This window comes from Sphingomonas hankyongi (assembly GCF_023516575.1).
Lineage (GTDB): Bacteria > Pseudomonadota > Alphaproteobacteria > Sphingomonadales > Sphingomonadaceae > Sphingomicrobium > Sphingomicrobium hankyongi.
On sequence record NZ_JAMGBE010000002.1, the window covers coordinates 1 to 22,174 of the forward strand.

Genomic DNA, 22,174 nt, shown 5'->3' on the forward strand with positions numbered 1-22,174 from the left:
GCCGGCGCGTCGTTGACGCTCTTGACGGTGAGATTGACGGTTGCTGTGTCCGTCAGGCCATCGCAATCCTGGACCGTGTATGTGAATGACGGAGTTCCGTTGTAATCGGGCGTCGGCGTGAATGTGAGCTTGCCGTCCATTCCCAGCGTCACCGTACCGCCGGGCACCGCAACTCCCGGTCCGCCCGCGGTGATGTTCGTCCCATTGATCTGCGTGATCTTGAGCGCTTGATTATTGCCGTAGACGTCGACGTTGGTGTCGTTGCCGAGGACGTCGATCACGACCGCATTATCTTCATTAGTGCACGCCACATCGTTCTTGGCATCGGGGGAAGTCGGATCGAGGCCATAGGAAGCCTGCTCGATCGCCGAGACCCTGAGATTGATCGTCTTGAAGGTGAATTCAGTCTGGCTTGCCTGGCCCGTATTCCTATTGAGATTGGCGAGAATGAACGCCTGGTATTGAGTCCACTCAGCCGTAAATGCCGCCATGAACGCGGCGTTGTTCATCTGGGCTTGGCTGAGATAAATCAGAAGAGTGTCGATTTCAGCGGTTCCGCCGCTCGCGGACCCGTTACCGCCGTCGTAAATATCATAGCTTGTGAATACGATGGGTGTGGAGCTCGTCAGATTCTCCCATGCCCGGTAGATCAGTGTGTCCGCCCCGGACCCGCCTAGCACCCGATCGGCACCTGAGCCGCCATCCAGGGTGTCATTGCCGGAGCCACCATTCAGCGTATCGCTGCCGGCTCCCCCGCTCAGCGTGTCATTGCCCGAACCGCCAACGAGATTGTCACTGCCAGACGTCCCCGTTGACGTCGTCGTGCCGCTTGCTCCAGCCATTTTGCGTACCCCCGAGATACACAAGCCGCCCCCCGGCGACTCGGTTAACTTTCGTTAACTAGTAGAATTTTACGAGAGTTGCCAAGCATTTGGTTGCGCATCCGTCCCAAACCGGGATTTTTCGAGGCAATTTTCTTCACCGCCGGCGGCGCGTCCGCTGTGCCGAACCGGGACGGAAAAGCTCTGGCCGAAGGCGGAGGGCAACCAGCAGGGTTGTCGGAAGGAACATCGTCAGAAGCAAGTCCTTCGCGCCCTCCCCATATTGCATGCCGGGATCGGGCCAGCGCTCCACCCAAAGGTCGACGGTTTCGTTCCACAAGGCGAGCGCGAAAAGCCATAGCCAGGGTCGCCATGCCCCAATCGGGCGACGAAGGACCAAGCCCAAGATCAGAAGCGCCACCACGCCAACCACGACATGCAGCGCGTCATGGCTAATCGTCGTCGAATGTTCGACGAACAGCTTCGCTTGATGCCATGAGCTCATCGCCGAGGTGAGCGCCGACCAGAGCTGACGAAGCACGCTTTACTCCCAGCTGAGATGCCGCGTGGGGCGCAATTCCGACGAATCTCGCACATGTCCACGCTGCACCTTGGGCTGCGCCAGCAATGCCAAACACATTGCGAAAACGGTCGAAATAGCAGCCGTGCGAAGCGGAAAGTCTACGAGACTGTGGGCGAGGATCGCGGCTGAAGCGACACTGGCGGCGCGTGCAAACGGAGAAACGCCCGAGCGCCAGGCCCTTCCGGCCGCACTTACCCACCAGGCAAGGAAAAGACCGAGCACCACCAAGCCGGGCACACCCGTTTCGAAAGCCACCTCGACATATTCGTTATGGGCGTGATTCACGATCGGCTTCTCGAGACGATCATGGTCCTCGTAAAGCTGGTAGGCGGACCGGAAGGTGCCGGCACCGGACCCAAACGGAAGGAGGTCGCGGGTCGCGCGGATCGACGTGGTGAGGATCTCCTGCCGCGAAAGCACCGAGCTCTGGACATCGCCGCGCAAGTTGTGGCCACCGATGGGCACAACCCAGAGCGCAATGATCGCGATAATGAGCAATGTGCCGGAGACCATCGCCGAAATCGTGCGGAAGCGGTTTCGCCCGGGCAGAACGATCATCACGCTCGCGAGGGCCACCGGCACTGCCAGGAGGTATCCGGCCAGCGATTGATTAAGCGCCAAGCCCACCAGGATGACCAACGCCAGTCCGACGATCAGCGCGGCCATCGCCGAACATTGCTGAGCGCTGCCGCCGCGGACGGACGCAAGCAGCGCGGCGAGGAACGGCAAGGTCGCGACCAAGAGGGTCGCCATGTGGTTTGCATTGGCGAAGAAGCCGGTAGCCAGGCCGCGGCTGGTTTCGGCGTATAGGTACCAAGGCGAAGCCGCGCCGCCCGAAACCTGGAGCACCCCGATCAGAATGCCGACGATCGTTCCAGCGACGAGCGTAATTGCTAGCCACCGCGAACGATAAGCGCGCAAGCGTAGCATCGCACAGATCACCGCAATTGGAGGTATCATGGCAAACATGGCGGTGAGAGACTCATGCGGCGCCAGCGAAATCGCGACAGGAGGTACCGGTACGCCCAAGGCACTGAAACCAGCGGCGAGGCGTTCCCTTCCCCCGAGATGCGGCCAGATCGAAGCCGGAAGCGGAACGAGCTGCAAAGCTATCACTGCAAGCCCGAGAAGGATGAGCAGCAACAGGTTCCAAGCGGGCTGGATCAGCGGGCGCTCATCACTTCCCAACGCCGCCCAGGCAACGATCGCCAAGCCGACCAGTTGCAAAATCATGTTGAACCAGACGCCCTGCACGCTGCCCCCCAGCAACAGACACAGGAGCAGATAGGCCGGCACTACGGCTTCGCGCATGCGACTAGCCATTGCCCGGTTCTCGCGTCAGTTCGACGTGCACTATCCGGGCCTCCGATTGCTGCGGAATCTCCGTGGCCGTGCCGAACAGCTCCAAACGCTGCGCCGCGCAATTGCCGGGCACTTGGAAGCGCCAGCCCGCAACGGCGCGCTCAAGGGGAGCGGCTGCCAGGACGACGTTCGTCGGAGCACACGTCAATCGCCACTGCAGCGCTGACTCTTCAGGTACAAGACCGCTGAATCGCGCGATGAAACGGTAGGCTCCGGGTTTCAGGAGAAGGATCTGCCCGGCGAGCGAGCCGTCTTCCTGGCCGTAAGAAATGACATGCAGGCCGCCGCCGACCTGTCGCTCCGCAAGGCCCGCCCTATTCGAAAGCAGCGACCAGTTGAACGGCGGCAGAGGCGCAGGCTGTCGAAAATCCGGGTCGAATAGAAGCGCTTGGTCTGCGCGGACAGCGAACCTGGACGCCCACACCCGGCGAGCGAGCGCATATTGTCGGGCTTCCAACAGCGAGCTTAGCATCGTCGGCAGCCATGCGCTGTGGACACCGGCGGGCGGCGGACCAGCAAGAGCAAGGACAGTCCCGGTGGCGGTTGGATCGCGGGCCAGCTCGCGCAGCGTGGCCTCGGCTAGACCATGTCCTTCCTCGAACATGGAGCGCAGCATCGGCCAATTGGCACGATTTCGGGCGTAAACCGCGATGTAGGGCGCAAGGCTTTCCGCGCCATTCGGCACAAGCCGCGCAAGGACTGCAGATTCCGCAAGGCCCCGCCGCTCGTCGCCCCGCTGAAAATATCGCTGAGCGAGAAAGTAACGAGCGGGAAGAGACCGTCCCGCGCGCCACTTTGCATCGTCAAAAGCTCGCTCCGCGGACGGCAGGTCGCCGGAAAGTTGCCGTTCGACCCCCCGTACGAGGTAGGGCTCAGGTTGTAGCGGCGCCTCTTCACCGACATCCACGATCTTTTGGACAGTTTCGGGATTTACCGCCCGCCCCTGTCGAACCGACGTCGCTATTGCCATCATCCCGTCCGACAACGCGACGAGAGGATGCGATCGCCAGAACAGCGATGCGCGTTCCGGGCGACTTTCCACCCACGCGTTCACAGCGGCATTACGCACGACCTGCGCGGCGAGCAGCATTGCGGCGAACGCGACGAGGAGCTTTCGAGTCATGGAATTGGTCGGCGCTTGCCTCAGTCGTCGCTCGCCTGCGGGATCATCAGGATCTCTGTCCTGTTGCGATCGAGCTGGCGTCCATATCCGTAGCCATAGCCATAACGGTGATAGCCGTAGCCACCGCCCATGTCGCGAGCCTTGGTCAGCGCTGCCCCGAGGACATGAGTTCCGGTCGCTTCGAGCCGATTCAGCGCTTCTATTGCGGCCCTCGTCCTCGTCTTCCCGCTCTCGACCACGAAGAGGACGTGGCCGGCCGCAGACGCCAGTAAAGGAGAATCGGCGAGGCCAATTGTCGGCGGACCATCGATGACAACCAGATCGAAACGTTCGGAAGCCTCGGCGATGATCTTCCGAATCCGGCTCGTGGATAGCAGGTCGGCGGGGTTCGGGGGGACCGGACCGCTCGGCAGAAGCCACAGATTCTCGTGCTGTGTCTCAAGCACGTGGCCGTCGATCTGGTCCTCAGTGGTCAACAACTTGCTGAGGCCTACCTTTTCGTTGGACGCCTTGAACGCCGGCTTACGCAAGTCGCTGTCGATCAGCAGGACCGACTTCTCGCGGCGAGCATGATTCTGGGCAAGCGCCAAGGCGGTAGACGACTTTCCTTCGCCCGGTTGCGTGCTGGTCACGACCATGATCTTCGGCATGCCTTCGTCAGTGCTGAATCGAAGCGCGGCGACGATTGCCGAATAAGCCTCAGATACCGTTGACGTTGGATTCTTGAGGTCGTCGACAAACGCGTCGCGCGCGGCCGTTTTGGGGACTGCGCCGAGGCAGGCCAGGGCCAGCTTCGTTCGGATGTCCTCTCGAGTCTTGATCGTGTCGTTAATGAATTCAAGCGCGACCGCGGCTCCGATGCCGGCGAGCAGCCCGAGGCCCAGACCACCAAGCAGATTGAGCAGCAGGTTGGGCTTGTAGGGAGCGGATGGCGCATCCGCGCGGTCGACGACCGAGACCGGCGCCATGCCGATCCCTCCTGCCACTCCGATCTCCTTGAAGCGCTGAAGAAGCGCATCGTACAGGCCGCGGTTAGTATCCACCTCGCGCTGCAGGATGTTGTACTGAATGCTCCTGCCACGAAGATTGAGCACCGAACCCTTCAGTTGGTTCACGCGCCCTTGAAGGGCATGTTCCGCCGACAAGGCTGCACGATAATCGGCCAGCAGGGTGTTGCTCCGCCCCGACGACATGCGAGCTCCCTCCTGGGCGATTTGCCGGTCGAGCTCGTTGATTTGCGCCTGAAGGCTCTGCATCTCCGGATGCTCGGGCTTCATGAACGTGCGCTTCTGTTGGTAGTCGGCCTGAAGCGTCGCACGTTGTTGCCTGAGGGCTTGGGTGCTTGCAGTCACATCACTCGTCGGCCCCGTGGCCAGCGATTGCCGATAGGCACCTTCGGCCGCGACCCGACGAGCAGTCGCGTCCGCAAGAGCGCGGTTGAGCGTTATCAGGGACTCGCCCTGAAGCGAGCCCGCATCGCTTGGGGGCCCGCCGTCGCTTTCGTTCGACGTCGTGATTATCCCCTGAGCCTGTGCATAGGCGACCAGCGACCGCTCCGATCGCTCAAGATCGCTGCGCGCCTTCGATATCTGCCGCTCAAGAAAATTCCTGGCGTAAGCTGACGCTTCATAACGCCTCTGGAGCGATGAATTGATGAAGCTGTCGGCAATGCCGTTGGCCACTTGAGCGGCTAGTTGTGGCGATGGCGAGTCATAGCTGAATCTGATGAGCGTGCCCTCTTTGGGCTCGATGACGTGAAGTCCTCCTTGCACGGTCGCTGCGGCGATCTTGAGCCGGTCCGATGCATCGACGTCCATCGAAACCACGTTTGGGTTGTTGGCGAGATTGAGTTCTTGAGCCGTTCGTTGCGCGACATTCTGGCTCTCGATAAGCCCGGCCTGCGTGACCACGAACTCGTAACTATCGCCGATCGACTGCTCACGTTGGCGACTTTGTTCATCGTTGACCGACACGGTGGGCGGATTGACCTCGAGCGTCACCCATGCCCGGTAGATTGGCGTCGTGATCAGGCTGAGGATCATCCCCGCAGCTATGCCCAGAGCAATTGCCCCCAGGATCAGCCACTTCCAGTGCCGCAAGATCCGCAGGAAGGTGGTGAAATCGAGAATGTTGCTCGCGGAATAGATTCGCTGTCCCGGACGAGCTTCGGCGGCGGCTTGGGGCGCGTAGGGCTGGATAGGCCAGGCTCGATCGTCCGGTACGGCGATGCTGTTATTCACGGCCTGACTAAATCCTGATGTTGCATGTGTCGCACGCTTAGAGCGGACCGAAGATAGCCAGCAACGGAATAGTGCCGAGAATCTGCTTGTACGCCTGGCGTATCGAGGAACCGTCGACGACTACGATGTCACCGGCGTAGAGCTGGGGATCCGGCGATTGACCGCGGCGGATCGCCACCAGGTCGAATGCGGCGCCCTGGCGCTGTCCATTGACGGTACGGAAGACCGCGACGCGGTGCGGGTTGGCGTCCTCGGTTATGCCCTTCGCGGAGGCCACCGCGCGCATGAGGCTCGTGGGGCCGATCGTCGGAAAGGCTCCTGGCTCCCTGACAGCGCCATCTACCGTGACCACGCGGCTAGTGGATTCCTTGATTCCAACGCTGACGTCCGGATTTTCCAGATATTTCTCGCCAAGCTTGGCGGTAAGCTCACTGTCGAGTTGAGCTGTCGTTAGATTGACCGCTCTTACCTCACCGATCAACGGGAGCGATATGTTGCCAGCGAGATCGACATTATATTCGCCCGTCAGATCGTCCATCTTCAAGACTTTGATCGCCAGCTTGTCGAGAGGGGCGATCCTGTAGTCGCTTTCCAGCGGCGCCACGGTGGGCGCATCAGGCGCGGGCATGGCAATATCATAGGGTAGCGGGCCTCCCCGACCTTCCGTGCAGCCGGCCAGCAGAAAAGTGGCAGCTAGGGTAGCAAGGAAGAACCGGAACGACTTCGGGGCGGCAATCAGATCAGCAAGCACAACAATACCTCGCGAAAATACGCGCGATCCCCCTAATCGATCTCCCCGGAGCGGGCGTGATTAGTATTCAATACGGATTGAATCAATGCGCGTGCGCAACGGCCGTGGGCGTAGGGGCTCGCGTGTCGAGGAACCATCTCTCTTCACCCTCGATTGCGACCGCGCTCAATATGCCCGTTGCGAAGGCTCCCGTGTCGATGCCAATCCGATTGGCGCACTCCTCAATCTCCGAACTGATCGTATGACCGTGGACGACGATGAAACCGTGGTCCGTATCGTCGAGAAGGAATGGCTCCCGGATCCATCGAAGGTCCGACTGGCGCTGATCATCGAGCTCGACGCCAGGACGTATTCCGGCGTGAACGAAAAGGTAGTCCCCGAACCGGCAAGTATCGACGAATTCTTCCAGGAACTCGACGTGCTCTGGCGGAACTGCTGCGCGGACTGCCTCGACAGCTGCGTCCGACCGCAACCTGGCGAGCGTGGCGGGATCAACGCCATAGCTTGTTAGGCATTGTGCCCCGCCGAAACGCAGCCAGCTGGGAATGAGAGAGCCGTCCCCCTTAAGGATGCGAAGGAGCACCTCTTCATGATTGCCGAGCAGGAAGACGGGACTGACACCAGCATGCCGGTAGGTCCGAAGGCGCTCGATCACCTGCGCTGAGTTGGGTCCCCGGTCGATCAAGTCGCCCACGAAGACGAGCAGGGTCGCCTTCGCCGGGCGGTCCTTCAGATCCTCGTGTATTTTCCCGAGCAACTGCTCGAGGAGATCGAGCCGGCCGTGGATGTCTCCAACCACGTAAGCGCGGTGGGCCCGTGCACCGACGGGACCGACAGACTTACGGCTCAACATGAACATAGTCCCTAGAACTCACGAAGCGGGATTGCTTTCCCCTCTGAGGCATGATGGCCGACGAAAGCTTGCTTCAGGCGCTGAGCAACTGAAAACGCGGAATATCAATGTCGAAGGCGCTTCCGTCCTCGTCGACCATCCTATAGCTTCCGCTCATCGTTCCCGTTGGCGTGTCGAGCGGGCACCCAGAGACGTAATCGAAGCTGGCGCCAGGGGCGATCAGCGGCATCTCCCCGACGACACCCTCTCCCTGCACTTCGTGCACGGTGCCGCGGCCATCGACGATCTTCCAGTTTCGAGAAAGAAGCTGAACCGCGACATCCGACCCATTCTCTACCCGGACATGGTAAGACCAGAACCATCGGCTCGACGAAGGGTCGGACTGCTCGGCGAGGTAACTGACCGCAACGCGGACGGCTATTCCGCGAGTAACCGCGACGTTGGGAAACAACATGGCCAGCGCGTCGATCGTCACGTTGTTCAGTTAGGCCAGTCCACCCGCCACGCGCAACCGCTCGACGAGCCGAATACGTGCATCCAATAGGGGAGAGGAACGCTCAGCCAGCACGTCTCTTGCCAGAAAGTGGCCCGTTAAGTTTAGTCCTTCTGCGATCTCCCGCCAGGTTGCGGTGCCGCCCTGCTTCACGAATCGGGGAAGCGGGAGCAGCTTGCCCGCATAGGGCTCGGCTTCTGCTGCACTTACGGCGCGGCCGGATCGCGGGCTCACAGCGGTCAGATCGTCGCTAGAGCCGGTCACGACACATTGCCCCAAGTCGAGCCCAAAGCCGAGTTCAGCGAGCAGCAGCAGCTCGTAACGAACGAGGGCGGCGCCCCATCCGCTCGCCGATGGCGCCGCTTCGATGGCGTCGAGGAGGCCGGCCAGGCCCTCGTAGAGGGATGGATAGGGCTGACCCTCTGGAAGTGCCGTGGCAGTCAAGGCCGTTGCCCATTCAATAGCTGCGGCCGGCAAGGGCTCGCTCAGCAGTGGAGCGCGGCTGTGAACCAGCTCGACGCTCGCTTGCGGCAATTGGGCATCCGTTCGCTGCGAAAGCTGTGCCTCGACGATATTGGCGGCGATCAGGACGGGGCGCATCCGGCGCCCCCGCGCGCCTCGCACATAAGCGGCCTGCAGCCCAAGATCGGGCGTCATGAGCCGCACAATCGCGCCATGTTCCCCGTGATTGCGGAGAGCACAGACGATCGCTCGGGTCTCGGTCCTCATCCGCGCGGATGAAAATAATCGTAGAGCTGGCGCGCGATCGCCTTGCTTATGCCCGGCGCACGTTCGAGATCCTCGAGCGCGGCGCCCTTCACTGCTCGGGCAGTGCCGAAGTGCATGAGGAGCGCCCGCTTTCGATTTGGACCGATTCCGGGGACCTCATCGAGCGTCGAGGTCGTGAGGCTCTTCGCACGCTTTGCGCGATGCGTGCCGATCGCGAAGCGGTGCGCCTCGTCCCGCAGGCGCTGAAGATAGAAGAGCAGGGCCGAGTTGGGAGGCAGCGTAATCTCGCGGCCTCCGGGCAGGTGGAAGATTTCCCGTCCGGCGTTGCGGTCGGGGCCTTTCGCAACACCTGCAACCGGGACGTCGTGAACGCCCATATCCTCCATGACCTCCAGGACGGATGAGAGCTGTCCCTTGCCTCCATCGATTAGCAGCAGGTCCGGCCATTCACCGCTCTGCCGGTCGGGATCTTCCTTCTCGAGGCGCGCGAAGCGGCGTTCGAGCACTTCCCGCATCATTGCAAAGTCGTCGCCAGGCTGGGTTTCGGCGCGCTTGATGTTGAACTTGCGGTAGCTGTTTTTCCGGAACCCCTCCGGTCCCGCGACGATCATCGCGCCAGTCGCGTTCGTGCCCATTATGTGACTGTTGTCGTAGACTTCGATCCGCTTGGGAACGTCGGGCAGCTCGAACGTGTCGGCAAGCTCGCGCAGTATCTTTCCCTGGGTGGTCGTCTCAGCCAGACGGCGCTCGAGCGCTTCTTCTGCGTTACGACGCGCTTGATCGAGCAGCTTGCGACGGTCACCCCGCTTGGGGACTTCGATGCCGACGCGCCTGCCGGCACGCGCCGACAAAGCTTCCTCGAGGACTTCCTGATCGGGCAATTCGCGGTCGACCAGGATTCGGCGAGGCGGCGGCATGTCCTCGTAGAATTGAACGAGGAAACTCGAGAGCACCTCCGCTTCAGGCACGTCGCTTGTGTGAGCAGGGAAGAATGCACGGTGCCCCCAATTCTGCCCGCCGCGGATGAAGAAGGCCTGGATGGACATCGTCCCGGCCTTGCAGGCCAGCGCAAACACATCGCCGTCGCCAAGCCCCTCGGCATGGACGGTCTGGCTACCCTGTATGTACGTCAGCGCGCGCAGCCGATCCCGATAGACCGCTGCAAGCTCGTAATCGCGCTTGTCCGCCGCCTGAGCCATCAGCCGCGAGAGCCTGGCCTGAACATTCGTAGATTTGCCGGCAAGAAACGCCTTCGCGTCGTCGACCAGCTCGTCATAGTCCGCTCCGCTGATCCGTCCCACGCACGGTGCGGAGCAGCGCTTGATCTGGTAGAGCAGGCAAGGTCGCGCCCGATTCTCGAAAAAGCTGTCGGAACAGCTTCTTAGCAGGAAAAGCTTCTGAAGCGCGTTAAGCGTTCTGGTGACGGATCCGGCGCTGGCGAACGGACCATAATATTGGCCTTTGATTCGCCGGGCCCCGCGATGCTTTTGCACGCGCGGAAAGGCATGGTCCTCGCGGAGAAGAATGAAAGGGAAGCTTTTGTCGTCACGCAGCAGAACGTTGTAAGGAGGGCGGAAGCGCTTGATCAGCTGCGCTTCCAAGAGGAGCGCTTCGGCCTCCGTCCTGGTAGTCACGATCGTCATCGAGCGGGTTTGCGCCACCATCCGCTGGAGCCGCTTCGGCAGCTTGGCGACCTGGGTGTAATTGGTGACGCGGTTCTTCAGCGCCCTGGCCTTGCCCACGTACAGAACGTCACCACGCGCATCCTGCATGCGATAGACGCCGGGACGGATCGGAAGCGTTTTCCACACCTCGCGGATCGCTGCGATGCCTTTTTCGAGGTCGGGCTGTTCCGCCCCCCGCACTGCGTAGGTCGCCTGCTCTTCGTTGAAGCGTTCACGCGCTCCCGGATGATCTGGACGGTCGGCCTTGCTCACACGATGGAGATAGGCGTTAGCCCTCGCCGGCGCGAGAGGGTCAGGCGGCCGCCCTCGCCTCCTGCTCGTCGTCGAGCATCCACTCGACCGCCGCGCGCGCGTGGATAGCGGTCGTGTCGTAGACGGGAAGAACATTGGCGCGAACGTCGACTGCTAGCACGAGCTCGGTGCAGCCGAGCACGACCGCCTGGACCTTCTGCTTCTGCAGTTCGGTGATAAGAGTCTTGAGCTTGCGCTGGCTGTCGCGAACGACCCGTCCGGCCACAAGCTCCTGGTAGATGATTCTATCGACCTCGTCTCGCCAGGAAGGGCTGACCTCATGGATTACGATGCCGCGCTCCTCATAGGGCCCGCGCGCGAACGGCTCGACCATCGTGAAGCGCGTTCCGAGAAGAGCAACCACGTTCCGCCGGTCGGCGGCCACGCGCTCCGCGGTCACGCGGCGAATGTCGATAACCGGCAGGCCCGAGGCTGCCTCGACGGTGTCGACCGCCCGATGCATCGTGTTCGAGGCAAGGAGGATGCCCTGAGCGCCGGCGTCGGCCAGGCGCTTGGCAGCATTGGCCACCATTGAATTGGCGGCCTCGAATTTCTCCGTATTGTTGAACGCCGCATAATCCTCGAAGTCGAAGCTCTCGATGATCAAGCGGGCGCTGTGCATGCCGCCCAGCTCGCGAGCGATTCCCCGATTGATATGGTCGTAATAGAGCGCAGTTGACGACCAGCTCGCTCCACCAACGATGCCTAGTTTCCGCAATGTCTCGCCCCCGGCCTAGAACCCGAATTCGTCGCCAGAATCGGCAACGCCCGAATCTTGTCTTCGATGGGCTGTAACGGGACAAGCGGTAAACGCTTGGTTTTACAGGAAATGAATCAGATTTCCGTGGATTGATGGAGCGCGCTTGCCAGCGCTCGGTTCGATAGCCGAAAAGCGGCCCGTGCAGAGCGAGGCGCAAACCAGCAGCGAAGTGATGCTCGTGCGACCAGCTGCGTTCGGGTTCCACCCGGAGGCAGCGGAGAGCAATGTCTTCGCGGAAGGGCGAGGCTCCGAAGATGTTCACTCCCAGGCGTTGCGCGAGTTCGATGGACTTGCAGAGCGGCTGACCGCCGCCGGCGTCCGTGTTGTCGTCCTGGAGGATTCAGCCGCGCCAGCGAAACCGGATGCCCTATTCCCCAACAACTGGTGCTCGTTCCACGCCGACGGCACCGTGGTGCTTTATCCCATGGCAACGCAAGCGCGCCGCCTCGAGCGCAACGCCGATGGTTTGAAGGCGCTTCTCGCTGCTTCCGAGTTCGATGTGCGCCAAATCGTCGACCTCAGCTTCCACGAGCGGAGCGGGCATTTTCTCGAAGGTACCGGCAGCCTGATCCTGGATCGACCGGAACGCCGCGCTTATGCGAGCCTCAGCCCGCGCACCGATCCTCATGTCATTGCAGATTTCGACGATCGGGTAGACTATTCGACCTTGGTTTTCGAAGCGCATGATCGCGGCGGCCAGTCGATCTACCACACCAATGTCCTGTTGAGCCTGGGCGCTAGGTTCGCGGTGCTTTGCAGCGATGTTGTCGCAGAGGAGATGAGGGCAGTGTTGATCGACGAGATCGAAGCGAGCGGCCGTACGATCATCCAGGTCGATTTCGATCAGCTCCGGCAATTCGCTTGCAACGTCATCGAGCTGAGGACTCACCAAGGAGAGCCACTGGTCGCGCTCTCCAGCGCGGCGCGGGCGAGCTTCCGGCCCGATCAGCTGCGGCAATTGGAAAAGTTCGGAAGCCTTGTCGACGCTGCCATTCCGACAATCGAGGCTGTGGGAGGCGGCAGCGTTCGCTGCATGATCGCCGACATCCACTTGCCTAGAATTGGACCTCGCGTCAGCCCAGATTCTTGACGATCTCCTCCACCATCTTCTTGGCGTCAGCGAGCAGCATCATCGTGTTGTCCCGATAAAAGAGCTCATTGTCGACGCCCGCATATCCAACGCCACCCATCGACCGCTTCACGAACAGCACTGTGCGAGCTTTTTCCACGTCCAGAACCGGCATCCCATAGATTGGCGAGCTCTTGTGGGTCTTGGCGGCCGGGTTCGTCACGTCGTTCGCGCCGATCACGAAGGCGACGTCGGTCTGCGCAAACTCACTGTTGATATCCTCAAGCTCGAACACTTCGTCATATGGCACGTTGGCCTCCGCGAGCAGCACGTTCATGTGTCCGGGCATGCGGCCTGCAACGGGGTGGATCGCATATTTGACCCGAACCCCTTCCTTCTTGAGGAGATCCGCCATCTCGCGAAGTGCATGTTGCGCCTGGCTTACGGCCATGCCGTAGCCGGGTACGATGATGACCTGGTCGGCCTGGCTCATCAGGAATGCCGCATCTTCGGCAGAGCCCCGCTTGTACGGCCGGTCGATCGCTGCGGCGGCACCGCCAGCGACTGCGTCGCCCCCAAAGCCCCCAGCGATTACCGAAATGAAGCTGCGATTCATGGCCTTGCACATGATGTAGCTGAGGATCGCGCCAGAGCTTCCGACTAGCGCGCCGGTAATGATCATCGCGCTGTTGTGAAGGGTGAAGCCCATCGCCGCCGCGGCCCAGCCGGAATAGCTGTTCAGCATCGAGATCACGACGGGCATGTCCGCGCCGCCGATGGGAATGATCAGGAGAAAGCCGATCACAAAGCTTAGCCCGGCAATGGTGAAGAACACCCAGTGACTCTGATCCGTCGTGAAATAGGCGATGAGCGCCAGGATCGCGGCCAATGTGCCCAGGTTGATCAGGTGCCTGAGCGGCAGGAGGATCGGCTTGCCCGACATGTTGCCGTTGAGCTTGAGGAAGGCGATCACCGAGCCCGAGAAGGTAATTGCGCCAATTGCCACGCCAAGGCCCATCTCGACACGGCTGACCGGCAAGATGCTGACAATGGAGGGCCCGAAAGTGGGCGTGATGCGGGCCGCAATGCCGAATGCCTCGGGATTGAGATAGGCCGCCGCACCGACCAGCACTGCGGCCATGCCGACGAGACTGTGAAAGGCGGCGACCAGCTGCGGCATCGCGGTCATTTGGATCTTACGAGCGGTCACCAGGCCAATGCCGCCACCGATCGCCATGGCGCCGACGATCTCCGGCAGCGATGCGATCTCGTGAACGGCAAGGGTGGTACCAATGGCAATCGCCATGCCGAGCATGCCGGTCCAGTTGCCGCGGCGGCTGCTCTCCGGACTCGACAGGCCGCGCAAGGCCAGAATGAAGCAGATGCCAGAGATCAGATAAGCGAGCAGCACCCAAGAAGGCTGCGCGTGGGCCGCTTCAGGCATCTTTGCGCTCCCGCTTCTTGTACATCGAGAGCATCCGCTGAGTGACCGCGAAGCCCCCAAAGATATTCACGCTTGCAAGAGCAACCGCCACCAGGCCGAGCCACTTTGAGCTGGGGCTTCCAGCTGCAGCGGCAGCGATCAACGCCCCGACGACTATCACCGAGGAGATTGCGTTGGTCACGCTCATAAGCGGAGTGTGAAGCGCCGGAGTAACCGACCAAACCACATAATATCCGACGAAACAGGCCAGAACGAAGATCGACAGGATGGAGATGAAGTCCATAGCCCCTCCGGCGCGGAATGCGGCGGCTTTTCTGGCCGCTGGATCGGCTGCTGTCGAGGCCTCGCTCAGCGTAGGCGCTTAACCATGGCGCGGTTTCCAATTTTTTAACCGTTTAACCGTCAAAGCGAAGTGGTTGTTCGGGAGAACGTGCGCCTGTGCTTCGGCGTAAGGATCAGAAAGCCGAGCATTCGCCGTTGCGCTTGTTGCTGTGGACGGCGATTGCAGGGCTGATTTTCGGGCTCATCGGCTTTGGTGAGCTACCCGAGGATCTTTTGCGCACGGGCCGCAACAGCCTGCATTTGCACAAAGCTAGCGGCGACATCGTCCTAATCAAAGTCGATGATAAATCGCTGCGCGACATCGGCCGATGGCCATGGCCGCGAGCCAAGCATGCCGCGCTCATCGACAAGCTCACAAGTGCTGGCACGAAGCGCATCTTCGTAGACGTGTTGTTCAGCGGAGCAACAGACGACCCCAACGATCGGGCGCTTACTCGTTCGCTGGCGCGCTCGGGACGGGTGGTCCTGCCGGTGAAGACCCGCTCAGGACCGAGCCAGGGGGCGCAGCAAGACGCTTTCCCGATGGGCGCTTTCACGAAGCACGCCCAACTGGGCTCGATAAGCCTGCCGTACAATTACGCCGACGCCGCCTGGCGCGTGCCTTATTCCGCGCAGTCCAGTGCCGGATCGATGCCGTCGTTCGCGGCATTGTTGGCCAATCGAACGCAGCAGACTGGCCTGTTCGTGCCTGATTATTCGCTCGACCTTTCGAGCATCCCCTCGATTTCAGCAGCTGACGTTCTCGGGGGATCTTTCGATCCGACGTCGCTTCGGGGCAAGGACGTCATCATCGGTGCAACGAGCGAAGCCATCGGCGACCAGATGTTCATCCCGGGGACCGGTCGGATGGGCGCGGTGAACGTGCACATCATCGGGGCCGAGACCCTGAAGGCCGGTAATCCTGTTTATCTGGGCTGGTTCGCGCCTTTCCTGGTCTCGCTGCTGCTGTGCGCGGGCGTGACCTCGCTGCGCACGAACGTGCCGCAAAGCCTCTCGCTAGCGGGTGCCGCTGTGGCGCTTCTGTTCATACCCGCCCTGTTTGAGGCCAAGCTTATCTATTTCGACATCACGCCGGCAGTCTTCGTGTTGCTTACCGTCAGTTCCGTGCTCGGATGGCGCCGGTACCGCGCGCGCGGCTTGGTGAATCCCGTATCGGACCTTCCCAACCTGAATGCGCTTCGTGCAAACAGGGCCGGAAGCAAGCAGTCGCTCGTGGCTGCGCGGATCCTCAATTACGCCGAGATCGTCGCAACGCTCCCGGCAAACGGCGAGCGCCAGCTGGTGGACCAGATCGTGAGCCGTCTGTCGATCGGCGATCCCACTCGCAGGATCTATCAAGGCGACGGCGGTATCTTCGCATGGTTCGAAGAACCTCGCACAGCATTCAGCAATCACCTGGACGCCCTTTACTCGCTGTTCCGAAACCCCGCGCGCGTTGGGGGCGTATCGCTAGACCTGACCGTGGCGTTTGGCGTCGAGGTTGGAAGCGGCCGTTCGCTTGCGAACCGCCTGGCAAGCGCGCTCGTCGCCGCCGACGAAGCTGCGCATGACGGGCTCAGGTGGAAATATCACGATCCGGAGAGCCTGCAGGACGCTTCATGGAAGCTTTCGATGCTGAGCCAGCTGGACGAGGCCATCGACCGCAACGAGGTCTGGGTGGCGTACCAACCTAAGCTGGATCTGGCGACGCGCCGGATCATCGGGGCAGAGGCTTTGGCCCGCTGGACCCATCCGGAAAAGGGCCCGATCGCAGCGTCGGAATTCGTCGCGGCCGCAGAGCAGCACGGCCGGATCGGAAAGCTCACGGACTTTGTCCTCGAAAAGGCGATCGCCTCGGCGGCAGCCATCAACAAGCGCGCGGCCGATTTCGAGATCGCCGTGAATCTCTCTGCTCGACTGCTCGGCGACAAGGGCTTCCCGTTGCGCGTCTCCGCCCTGCTCGCGCGCCACGGAATGTCGCCCAATTTATTGACGCTCGAGCTCACGGAAACTGCAGCGCTCAGCGGCAGCGGCGAGGGAATTGAGATGATCTCGCGTCTGCGCGAGCTAGGGGTGCGCATATCCATCGACGACTACGGCACGGGCCTGTCCACTCTCGAATATCTGAAGAAGATCCCCGCCAATGAGATCAAGATCGACCAGAGTTTCGTCAAAGGCATGGTCGACAATCGGAGCGACCGCGTAATGGTCCAGTCCACCATTGGCTTGGCCCACTCGCTCGATCGCAAGGTCGTCGCGGAGGGTGTGGAAGACCACGAAACGCTCGACCTTCTTATCGAAATGGGCTGCGACGTTGCGCAGGGCTTTGCCGTTGGCCGACCCATGAGCATCGACAGCCTGACCAAGCGTATTTCGTCGGATCGCAAGCGCAGCGTCGCTTAAAGACGAAGACCCCAACTAACCGGCAAATCGCGCGAAGACTAGCGCAGCCAATTCTCGTGCCCGCGCCGAAATAGTTAATGGTTTGCTAACCATATCGATTAAGGTTAAGATCCCCTCATCTGCCGAATCGCAGAAGAAGACAGGGGTACGAACGATGAAAAAGGTTAACGCTGGCCGCGGGTTCTGGAGCTGGCTCTGCGGTGGAGGCTGGACGAACGCCGGATCGAACGGCTAATCGTTCTAAGCCGTTCCGGAAACGGAACGCAAATTCAAAGAGTTAAAGCGCTTACCCGGTGGGTGGGCGCTTTTCTCTTATGCGCTTACCCGCAACCCCTGCGACGCTGGCCCAGGCCAATGATAATCGTTAGGCGCCCCCATGCTTCGCCAAGCGGACACTACTTTAGCGATTCGCGCGACTCGGCCCGGACTTCACGAATTCACCCAAGACGTCGACGAATGGGTCAGGTCCACCGGAATAGCGCGGGGCCTGTTGACCATCTTCTGCCGGCACACCTCCGCATCGCTGGTAATCCAGGAAAATGCCGCGCCCGCCGCACGACGCGATCTCGAGCGCTACTTCGCCCATATCGCGCCCGAAGGGACTCACTACGAACATGACGAGGAAGGTCCTGACGACATGCCCGCGCACCTTCGCTCGGCAATGACGGCGACGCAACTCAGCGTTCCTATAGCGGGAGGCCAAATGATGCTGGGCACGTGGCAGGGCATCTTCCTCTTCGAGCATCGACAGAACACGCCTGAGCGCGAGATTGCGCTCCACCTGATCGGCGAATGAGCGAGGAATCCGTGCGGGCCTGGCTCCGCAGCCACGCACCCGACCTCAGGCTCGTCGAAGCCCATGACACCACGGCCACGGTCCAGGATGCCGCGAGGACTTTGGGCGTGACGCCTGGCGAGATCGCCAAGACATTGACTGTACGTGCCGGAGATCATCTCTTCCTCTTGGTCACTCGCGGGGATGCGCGGCTCGATAATCGCAAATGCAAGGACGCATTGGGCGCTCGGCCGAGGATGTTGGGTGCAGAGGAAACGCTTGAGGTCACTGGCCATCCGGTCGGCGGAGTCTGCCCGTTCGGGCTTCGAACATCCCTGCCCGTCTATTTGGATGTGTCGCTGCAAGCTTTCAGCATCGTCTATCCAGCAGGCGGCTCGCTCAACACCTCGGTCGAATGCCCAACCGAACGGCTGTTCGATCTCGTCGGGGACCGGTGGGTGGACCTATGCAACCTACCCGTGGAAACGGTCGGGACTTAGGTCTTCGGGCTGTACGTCCGCGACCGGCCATCGGCTCTTCGTAATCAGCGCGGAGACGATTTCTGCCATCGCCGGCGAGGTCTGAAGGCCGAAGCCTCCCTGTCCAACCAGCCAGAAGAACCCTTCCGCTTGACCTTCGAAGCCGCACACGGGGTGACGGTCGGGCGCAAATGTTCTCAGTCCGGCCCACTTGCTGTGAATTCGTTCGACCTTGACCGTGGTTCGCTCCTCCATGCGAAAGGCGGCAAGCGCGACCTCATAGTCGTCCGGCTGCGCATCGCATGGATCCGCCGGAATCTCATCCATCGGCGACGCGAAGAGCCGACCGCTCTCCGGCGCGAAATAAAGCTCATCGTGGACAGTCTTTGCGAAAGGCAGTTCCTCGAGCTTGGTCCCCGCCGGCCCATCGAAAGTGATGATCGTGCGACGCTTGGGCTGAAGCCCAATGGGTTGCACCCCGGCCAACCGCGCAACACTGTCGCCCCACGCACCCGCTGCGTTGATGACAATGGGCGCCTGGAATTCGTCGCCTTCTTCTGTGCTCACGCTCCAGGTTGCGCGGTGCTCGATCTTCGCCACGCGAGACTTCGAATGAAACTGCCCGCCGCTCCCACGCAGCTGGCGCAAGAAACCCTGAAGAAGAGCGTGCGGGTCCAACCGGATACCTCGGTGGTCGGCAAGGCCGTGCCGGGCATCTTCCTTGAGCAGCGGACAGAGCTGGCTCACTGCCACTCCATCCAGCCTCTCGAGATGAGCAAAGCCGGCCAGCTCGGAGCCCAGCACATCGAGCTCGCCGCGTTCGTCGTCGCGCGCATAGACCAGCACAGGCATCTCCCGGCCCACCGGCACGTCAGCGAAATCGCTGGGCGGCTCATCGAAGAACGGCCTGCTTGCCAAGGTGAGCGCGCGAACCAAGCGGTCGCCGAGCGCATAATGGAGCATTGTCGCGCTCCGCCCGGACGAGTGGAACCCAATTTGCTCCTCGGCTTCGAGGACACGGACGTGAGCATCTCGAGACAAAGCGGCGGCGGCGGAAAGGCCGGCGATCCCGCCCCCGATCACGAGGATGTCGCTTGTCAGCAGCGGCACTATGCTGCGGCGGTCAACCGCTCGTGAACAATCTTCCCGCCGTGCGTCAGGCGGATGCCCTTGACGATCTCGTCATCGTCCGGAAGCAGCGGGCGCCCCGCATCCTTGTCCCAGAAAGCGCTGAGGAAATTGAAGAGATTGCGCGCGAACAGGGCCGAGGCATCGGCCGAAAGACTGCGCGCGAGATTGCTCGCTCCGACGATCGTCACTCCGTGCTTCTCGACGCTCTCGCCGGCCACTGTGCCCTCCACATTGCCCCCGGCTTCCGCGGCCAGATCGACGATCACGCTGCCCGGACGCATGCTGGCGATCTGCGCATCGCTGATCAGCTTCGGCGCGGGCTTGCCCGGAATCAGCGCAGTTGTGATCACGATATCCTGCTTCGCGATATGCCCGGACACGAGCTCAGCCTGCGCTTTTTGATATTCGTCGGACATTTCCGTCGCATAGCCGCCGGCGCCCTCGCCCTCGATGCCTGCTACATTTTCGACGAAGATCGGCTTCGCGCCGAGTGAGAGTATCTGCTCCTTCGTTGCCGAGCGGACGTCTGTCGCACTGACCTGCGCCCCCAGACGCCGCGCGGTGGCAATCGCCTGCAGACCAGCAACTCCCACCCCCATCACAAACAGCTTCGCAGGGCTGACGGTCCCAGCTGCCGTCATCATCATCGGGAAGGCGCGGCCATATGCCGCGGCGCCGTCGATCACGGCTTTGTACCCGGCGAGGTTGGACTGCGACGACAATATGTCCATGGACTGCGCGCGAGTAATTCGCGGCATCCATTCCATCGCAAGCGCGTCGATGCCGGTCTTCGCATATGCCTCTATGGAGTCCGCGCGCCGAACCGGGTCGAGACCACCGACCAGCAAGGCCCCTGCTTGGGCGCCTTCGATGCCGTCAGGTCCTTGGACGCAAAGAATGATGTCAGCTCCGGCTATCACATCCTGCCGCGAACCCACCGTGGCGCCGGCCGTTTCGAAGTCTGCGTCACCGATCGAGGCGGATGCTCCGGCCCCCTGCTCTACCGCCACTTGCGCGCCAAGCGCGACGAACTTCTTCACGGTTTCCGGAATCGCGGCACAACGCGTCTCGCCGGGAGCCGTCTCCTTCAACACCGCGATCTTGGTCACGGCGTCAGGAAGAAATGATGAGAAGGACGAGGAAGCCCAGGATCAGGCAGACGATGGCGCCCCACTTTAACATTGCGGTGAAGCGTGAATAATCGCGCACGTGAATCGCCACGTCCTGCGTCGGCGGATCGACGAGCAACGGTTCTTCTTCTGCCATCCCAATTCCCTTTCCTAGACGCGCCTCAACGCTTGCGACGTCCATAACAACGCCGGGCAGGACACCCAAGCCCCTCATCGCGCGCGACCGCATGGTTCTTAAGCACGCCTTTACTCCTCGGCCTTAGAGTGCCCTCTGAAGGAGTCACGATGGGCGAAGAGCGCACTCGGTCCTTGCTGCTGCTAGCCGCGGATCCAGCCGAACGGAGGCTGATCTCTGCTGTCGCCGCTCGGGCAAATTGGAGCGTCGTCGGCGCGGCCGACGAGGAAACAGCCGTCGCGCTGTTGCAGGGACCTCACGGTCGCGAGGTACAGGCGGTCTTGGTCACCAACTGGGATCCCGAAACCGGGCCGAGCCTCATCGGAGCTCTCCGCGACCAGCGAGAGCGCCTCCCGGTCATTGTCCTTTCCACCGGTGACAGCGTCTCGACGGCCGTCGACGCCATGCGGGCCGGCGCATCGGATTTCCTTGTGCGTCCCGTGGCGCCAGAGCGCCTGACTGAGGCGCTCGCGGCTAACAGCGACCGCCGCAAGGCTGCGGGCGAGCTTGCGCCGCTATCCGAGAAGATGGCTCCCGATCTGTCGTTAGAGCAACTTATCGGCGCGGCTCCAGAATTCCGGTCGGCGCTTGCGGTTGCGGCTAAGGCCGCACGAAACCGGCTGCCGATCCTGATCATTGGTGAGCCGGGAACCGGCAAGGAAACGATCGCTCGCGCGATCCACTCAGCAAGCCTTCGTGCGAAGGGTCCATTACTCCTGCTCGATTGCAAGGCTGTGCCTGCGAATATCATCGACAGCGAATTGTTCGGTCATGAAAAGGGCGCCTTTCCAGGCGCATTTGCATCGAAAGTCGGCAAGATCGTCCAGGCCGACGGCGGGACCCTGCTGCTCGACGAGATCGGTGGCCTGCCTGCCGAGACCCAGGAGCGGCTCGATCGCGTGTTGGCGACTGGCGAGGTCCGTCCCGTTGGCCTCAACGGCAGTTATTCAGTCGATGTGCGAGTGATTGCGACAAGCAGCCGTCCCCTTCCCGAGGACTTTAATTCCGGTCTCGCGGAAAGAATTGCGTCCACCACGGTAAACCTGCCGTCGCTGCGCGACCGAAGCGGAGATATTCCAGTGCTTGCGCGGCATCTCCTGACCCGCCTTGCCGAACAGATCGGTGCACGCCCGCTCTCGATCGGCAATGACGCTCTCGCAGTGCTGATGCGATACGGCTGGCCAGGCAACGTGCGTCAGCTTGCGGCGGTCCTCTTTCGCGCCGGGCTTCAATGCGAAAGCGGCTCGCTCACCGCCGAGCATTTTCCGCACATCGCCATCCAGTCGCGCTTCTCGGGACGGCGCAATGACTTCGCGCCGATCATCAGCAAGGCAAGCAGCGATGAGGCCATCGGAGGACGACCGGGCGTCACGCTTTATTCGAGCGACGGCCACCTTCGTCCGCTTGAAGATATCGAAGCGGACATCATCCGGCTGGCGATCGGCCATTATAGGGGGCGTATGGCGGAGGTTGCCCGCCGTCTCGGCATCGGCCGGTCCACGCTCTATCGCAAGCTAGGCGAGCTCGGGATCGACACCGCGGCCTGACGGACTAGT

21 protein-coding genes are annotated in these 22,174 nt (G+C 61.7%); 5 read left to right on the top strand and 16 right to left on the bottom strand.

The window, feature by feature from the left end; all coding sequences use genetic code 11:
- From LZ538_RS04615 to LZ538_RS04665, 11 genes are all read right to left on the bottom strand, one after another.
- Positions 1–842, bottom strand: an 842-nt coding sequence (locus LZ538_RS04615; protein ID WP_249830846.1) for a cadherin-like domain-containing protein, incomplete at its 3' end; no start/stop codon positions are given.
- 136 nt (positions 843–978) lie between these two features.
- A complete protein-coding gene (locus tag LZ538_RS04620) occupies positions 979–1,362 on the bottom strand; it encodes a hypothetical protein (protein ID WP_249830847.1) in 384 nt (127 codons plus the stop codon).
- Positions 1,363–1,365: 3 nt separating this feature from the next.
- Positions 1,366–2,715: an O-antigen ligase family protein gene (locus LZ538_RS04625; RefSeq protein WP_249830848.1), complete on the bottom strand. Its 1,350-nt coding sequence runs from the start codon at positions 2,713–2,715 to the stop codon at positions 1,366–1,368.
- 4 nt (positions 2,716–2,719) lie between these two features.
- Positions 2,720–3,889, bottom strand: a complete 1,170-nt coding sequence (locus LZ538_RS04630) for a hypothetical protein (protein WP_249830849.1) — start codon at positions 3,887–3,889, stop codon at positions 2,720–2,722.
- Between the two features lie 20 nt (positions 3,890–3,909).
- Complete coding sequence (locus LZ538_RS13350; protein WP_249830850.1) at positions 3,910–6,129, bottom strand: GumC family protein; 2,220 nt, start codon at positions 6,127–6,129, stop codon at positions 3,910–3,912.
- A 37-nt stretch (positions 6,130–6,166) separates the two neighbouring features.
- On the bottom strand, positions 6,167–6,757 hold the full coding sequence (locus LZ538_RS04640; protein WP_249830851.1) for a polysaccharide biosynthesis/export family protein: 591 nt from the start codon (positions 6,755–6,757) through the stop codon (positions 6,167–6,169).
- Positions 6,758–6,962: 205 nt separating this feature from the next.
- Complete coding sequence (locus LZ538_RS04645; RefSeq protein WP_249830852.1) at positions 6,963–7,733, bottom strand: metallophosphoesterase; 771 nt, start codon at positions 7,731–7,733, stop codon at positions 6,963–6,965.
- 73 nt (positions 7,734–7,806) lie between these two features.
- On the bottom strand, positions 7,807–8,187 hold the full coding sequence (gene apaG / locus LZ538_RS04650) for a Co2+/Mg2+ efflux protein ApaG (protein WP_430741959.1): 381 nt from the start codon (positions 8,185–8,187) through the stop codon (positions 7,807–7,809).
- Between the two features lie 30 nt (positions 8,188–8,217).
- On the bottom strand, positions 8,218–8,955 hold the full coding sequence (recO, locus tag LZ538_RS04655) for a DNA repair protein RecO (protein ID WP_249830853.1): 738 nt from the start codon (positions 8,953–8,955) through the stop codon (positions 8,218–8,220).
- Positions 8,952–10,892 carry an excinuclease ABC subunit UvrC gene (gene uvrC / locus LZ538_RS04660; protein ID WP_249830854.1) on the bottom strand — a complete coding sequence of 647 codons (1,941 nt, stop codon included), beginning with the start codon at positions 10,890–10,892 and terminating at the stop codon, positions 8,952–8,954. The genes recO and uvrC overlap by 4 nt, the downstream gene beginning before the upstream one ends.
- Positions 10,893–10,932: 40 nt before the next feature.
- Positions 10,933–11,649, bottom strand: a complete 717-nt coding sequence (locus LZ538_RS04665) for an aspartate/glutamate racemase family protein (RefSeq protein ID WP_249830855.1) — start codon at positions 11,647–11,649, stop codon at positions 10,933–10,935.
- A 145-nt stretch (positions 11,650–11,794) separates the two neighbouring features.
- Here LZ538_RS04665 and ctlX point away from each other — a divergent pair, with 145 nt between their 5' ends.
- Positions 11,795–12,781 (top strand): citrulline utilization hydrolase CtlX, encoded by a 987-nt coding sequence (gene ctlX, locus LZ538_RS04670; RefSeq protein WP_249830856.1) that lies wholly within the window; start codon positions 11,795–11,797, stop codon positions 12,779–12,781.
- On the opposite strand, the gene LZ538_RS04675 is transcribed toward ctlX, so the two are convergent.
- Together LZ538_RS04675 and LZ538_RS04680 are read right to left on the bottom strand one after the other, a co-directional pair.
- Positions 12,765–14,204 carry an NAD(P)(+) transhydrogenase (Re/Si-specific) subunit beta gene (locus LZ538_RS04675; RefSeq protein WP_249830857.1) on the bottom strand — a complete coding sequence of 480 codons (1,440 nt, stop codon included), beginning with the start codon at positions 14,202–14,204 and terminating at the stop codon, positions 12,765–12,767. The two genes, ctlX and LZ538_RS04675, sit on opposite strands and share 17 nt — an antisense overlap.
- Entirely contained in the window at positions 14,197–14,487 is a 291-nt protein-coding gene (locus LZ538_RS04680; protein WP_249830858.1) for an NAD(P) transhydrogenase subunit alpha part 2, read from the bottom strand. The genes LZ538_RS04675 and LZ538_RS04680 overlap by 8 nt, the downstream gene beginning before the upstream one ends.
- 155 nt (positions 14,488–14,642) lie before the next feature.
- On the opposite strand from LZ538_RS04680, the gene LZ538_RS04685 reads away from it, so the two are divergent.
- From LZ538_RS04685 to LZ538_RS04695, 3 genes are all read left to right on the top strand, one after another.
- Positions 14,643–16,928 (top strand): EAL domain-containing protein, encoded by a 2,286-nt coding sequence (locus tag LZ538_RS04685; protein WP_249830859.1) that lies wholly within the window; start codon positions 14,643–14,645, stop codon positions 16,926–16,928.
- Between the two features lie 376 nt (positions 16,929–17,304).
- A complete protein-coding gene (locus tag LZ538_RS04690) occupies positions 17,305–17,724 on the top strand; it encodes a secondary thiamine-phosphate synthase enzyme YjbQ (protein WP_249830860.1) in 420 nt (139 codons plus the stop codon).
- Positions 17,721–18,203: a YbaK/EbsC family protein gene (locus LZ538_RS04695; RefSeq protein WP_249830861.1), complete on the top strand. Its 483-nt coding sequence runs from the start codon at positions 17,721–17,723 to the stop codon at positions 18,201–18,203. The genes LZ538_RS04690 and LZ538_RS04695 overlap by 4 nt, the downstream gene beginning before the upstream one ends.
- Here LZ538_RS04695 and LZ538_RS04700 read toward each other — a convergent pair.
- Genes LZ538_RS04700 through LZ538_RS04710 form a run of 3 tightly spaced genes read right to left on the bottom strand, consistent with a single transcriptional unit; the run spans position 18,177 to position 20,579 of the window.
- Positions 18,177–19,292: an NAD(P)/FAD-dependent oxidoreductase gene (locus tag LZ538_RS04700; RefSeq protein ID WP_249830862.1), complete on the bottom strand. Its 1,116-nt coding sequence runs from the start codon at positions 19,290–19,292 to the stop codon at positions 18,177–18,179. The two genes, LZ538_RS04695 and LZ538_RS04700, sit on opposite strands and share 27 nt — an antisense overlap.
- The gene (locus tag LZ538_RS04705) at positions 19,292–20,422 is read right to left on the bottom strand and encodes a Re/Si-specific NAD(P)(+) transhydrogenase subunit alpha (protein ID WP_249830863.1); all 1,131 of its coding nucleotides are present in this window, start codon (positions 20,420–20,422) and stop codon (positions 19,292–19,294) included. The genes LZ538_RS04700 and LZ538_RS04705 overlap by 1 nt, the downstream gene beginning before the upstream one ends.
- A 4-nt stretch (positions 20,423–20,426) precedes the next feature.
- Positions 20,427–20,579: a hypothetical protein gene (locus LZ538_RS04710; protein WP_249830864.1), complete on the bottom strand. Its 153-nt coding sequence runs from the start codon at positions 20,577–20,579 to the stop codon at positions 20,427–20,429.
- 149 nt (positions 20,580–20,728) lie between these two features.
- On the opposite strand from LZ538_RS04710, the gene LZ538_RS04715 reads away from it, so the two are divergent.
- A complete protein-coding gene (locus tag LZ538_RS04715; protein WP_249830865.1) occupies positions 20,729–22,165 on the top strand; it encodes a sigma-54-dependent transcriptional regulator in 1,437 nt (478 codons plus the stop codon).
- Positions 22,166–22,174: the final 9 nt, after the last annotated feature.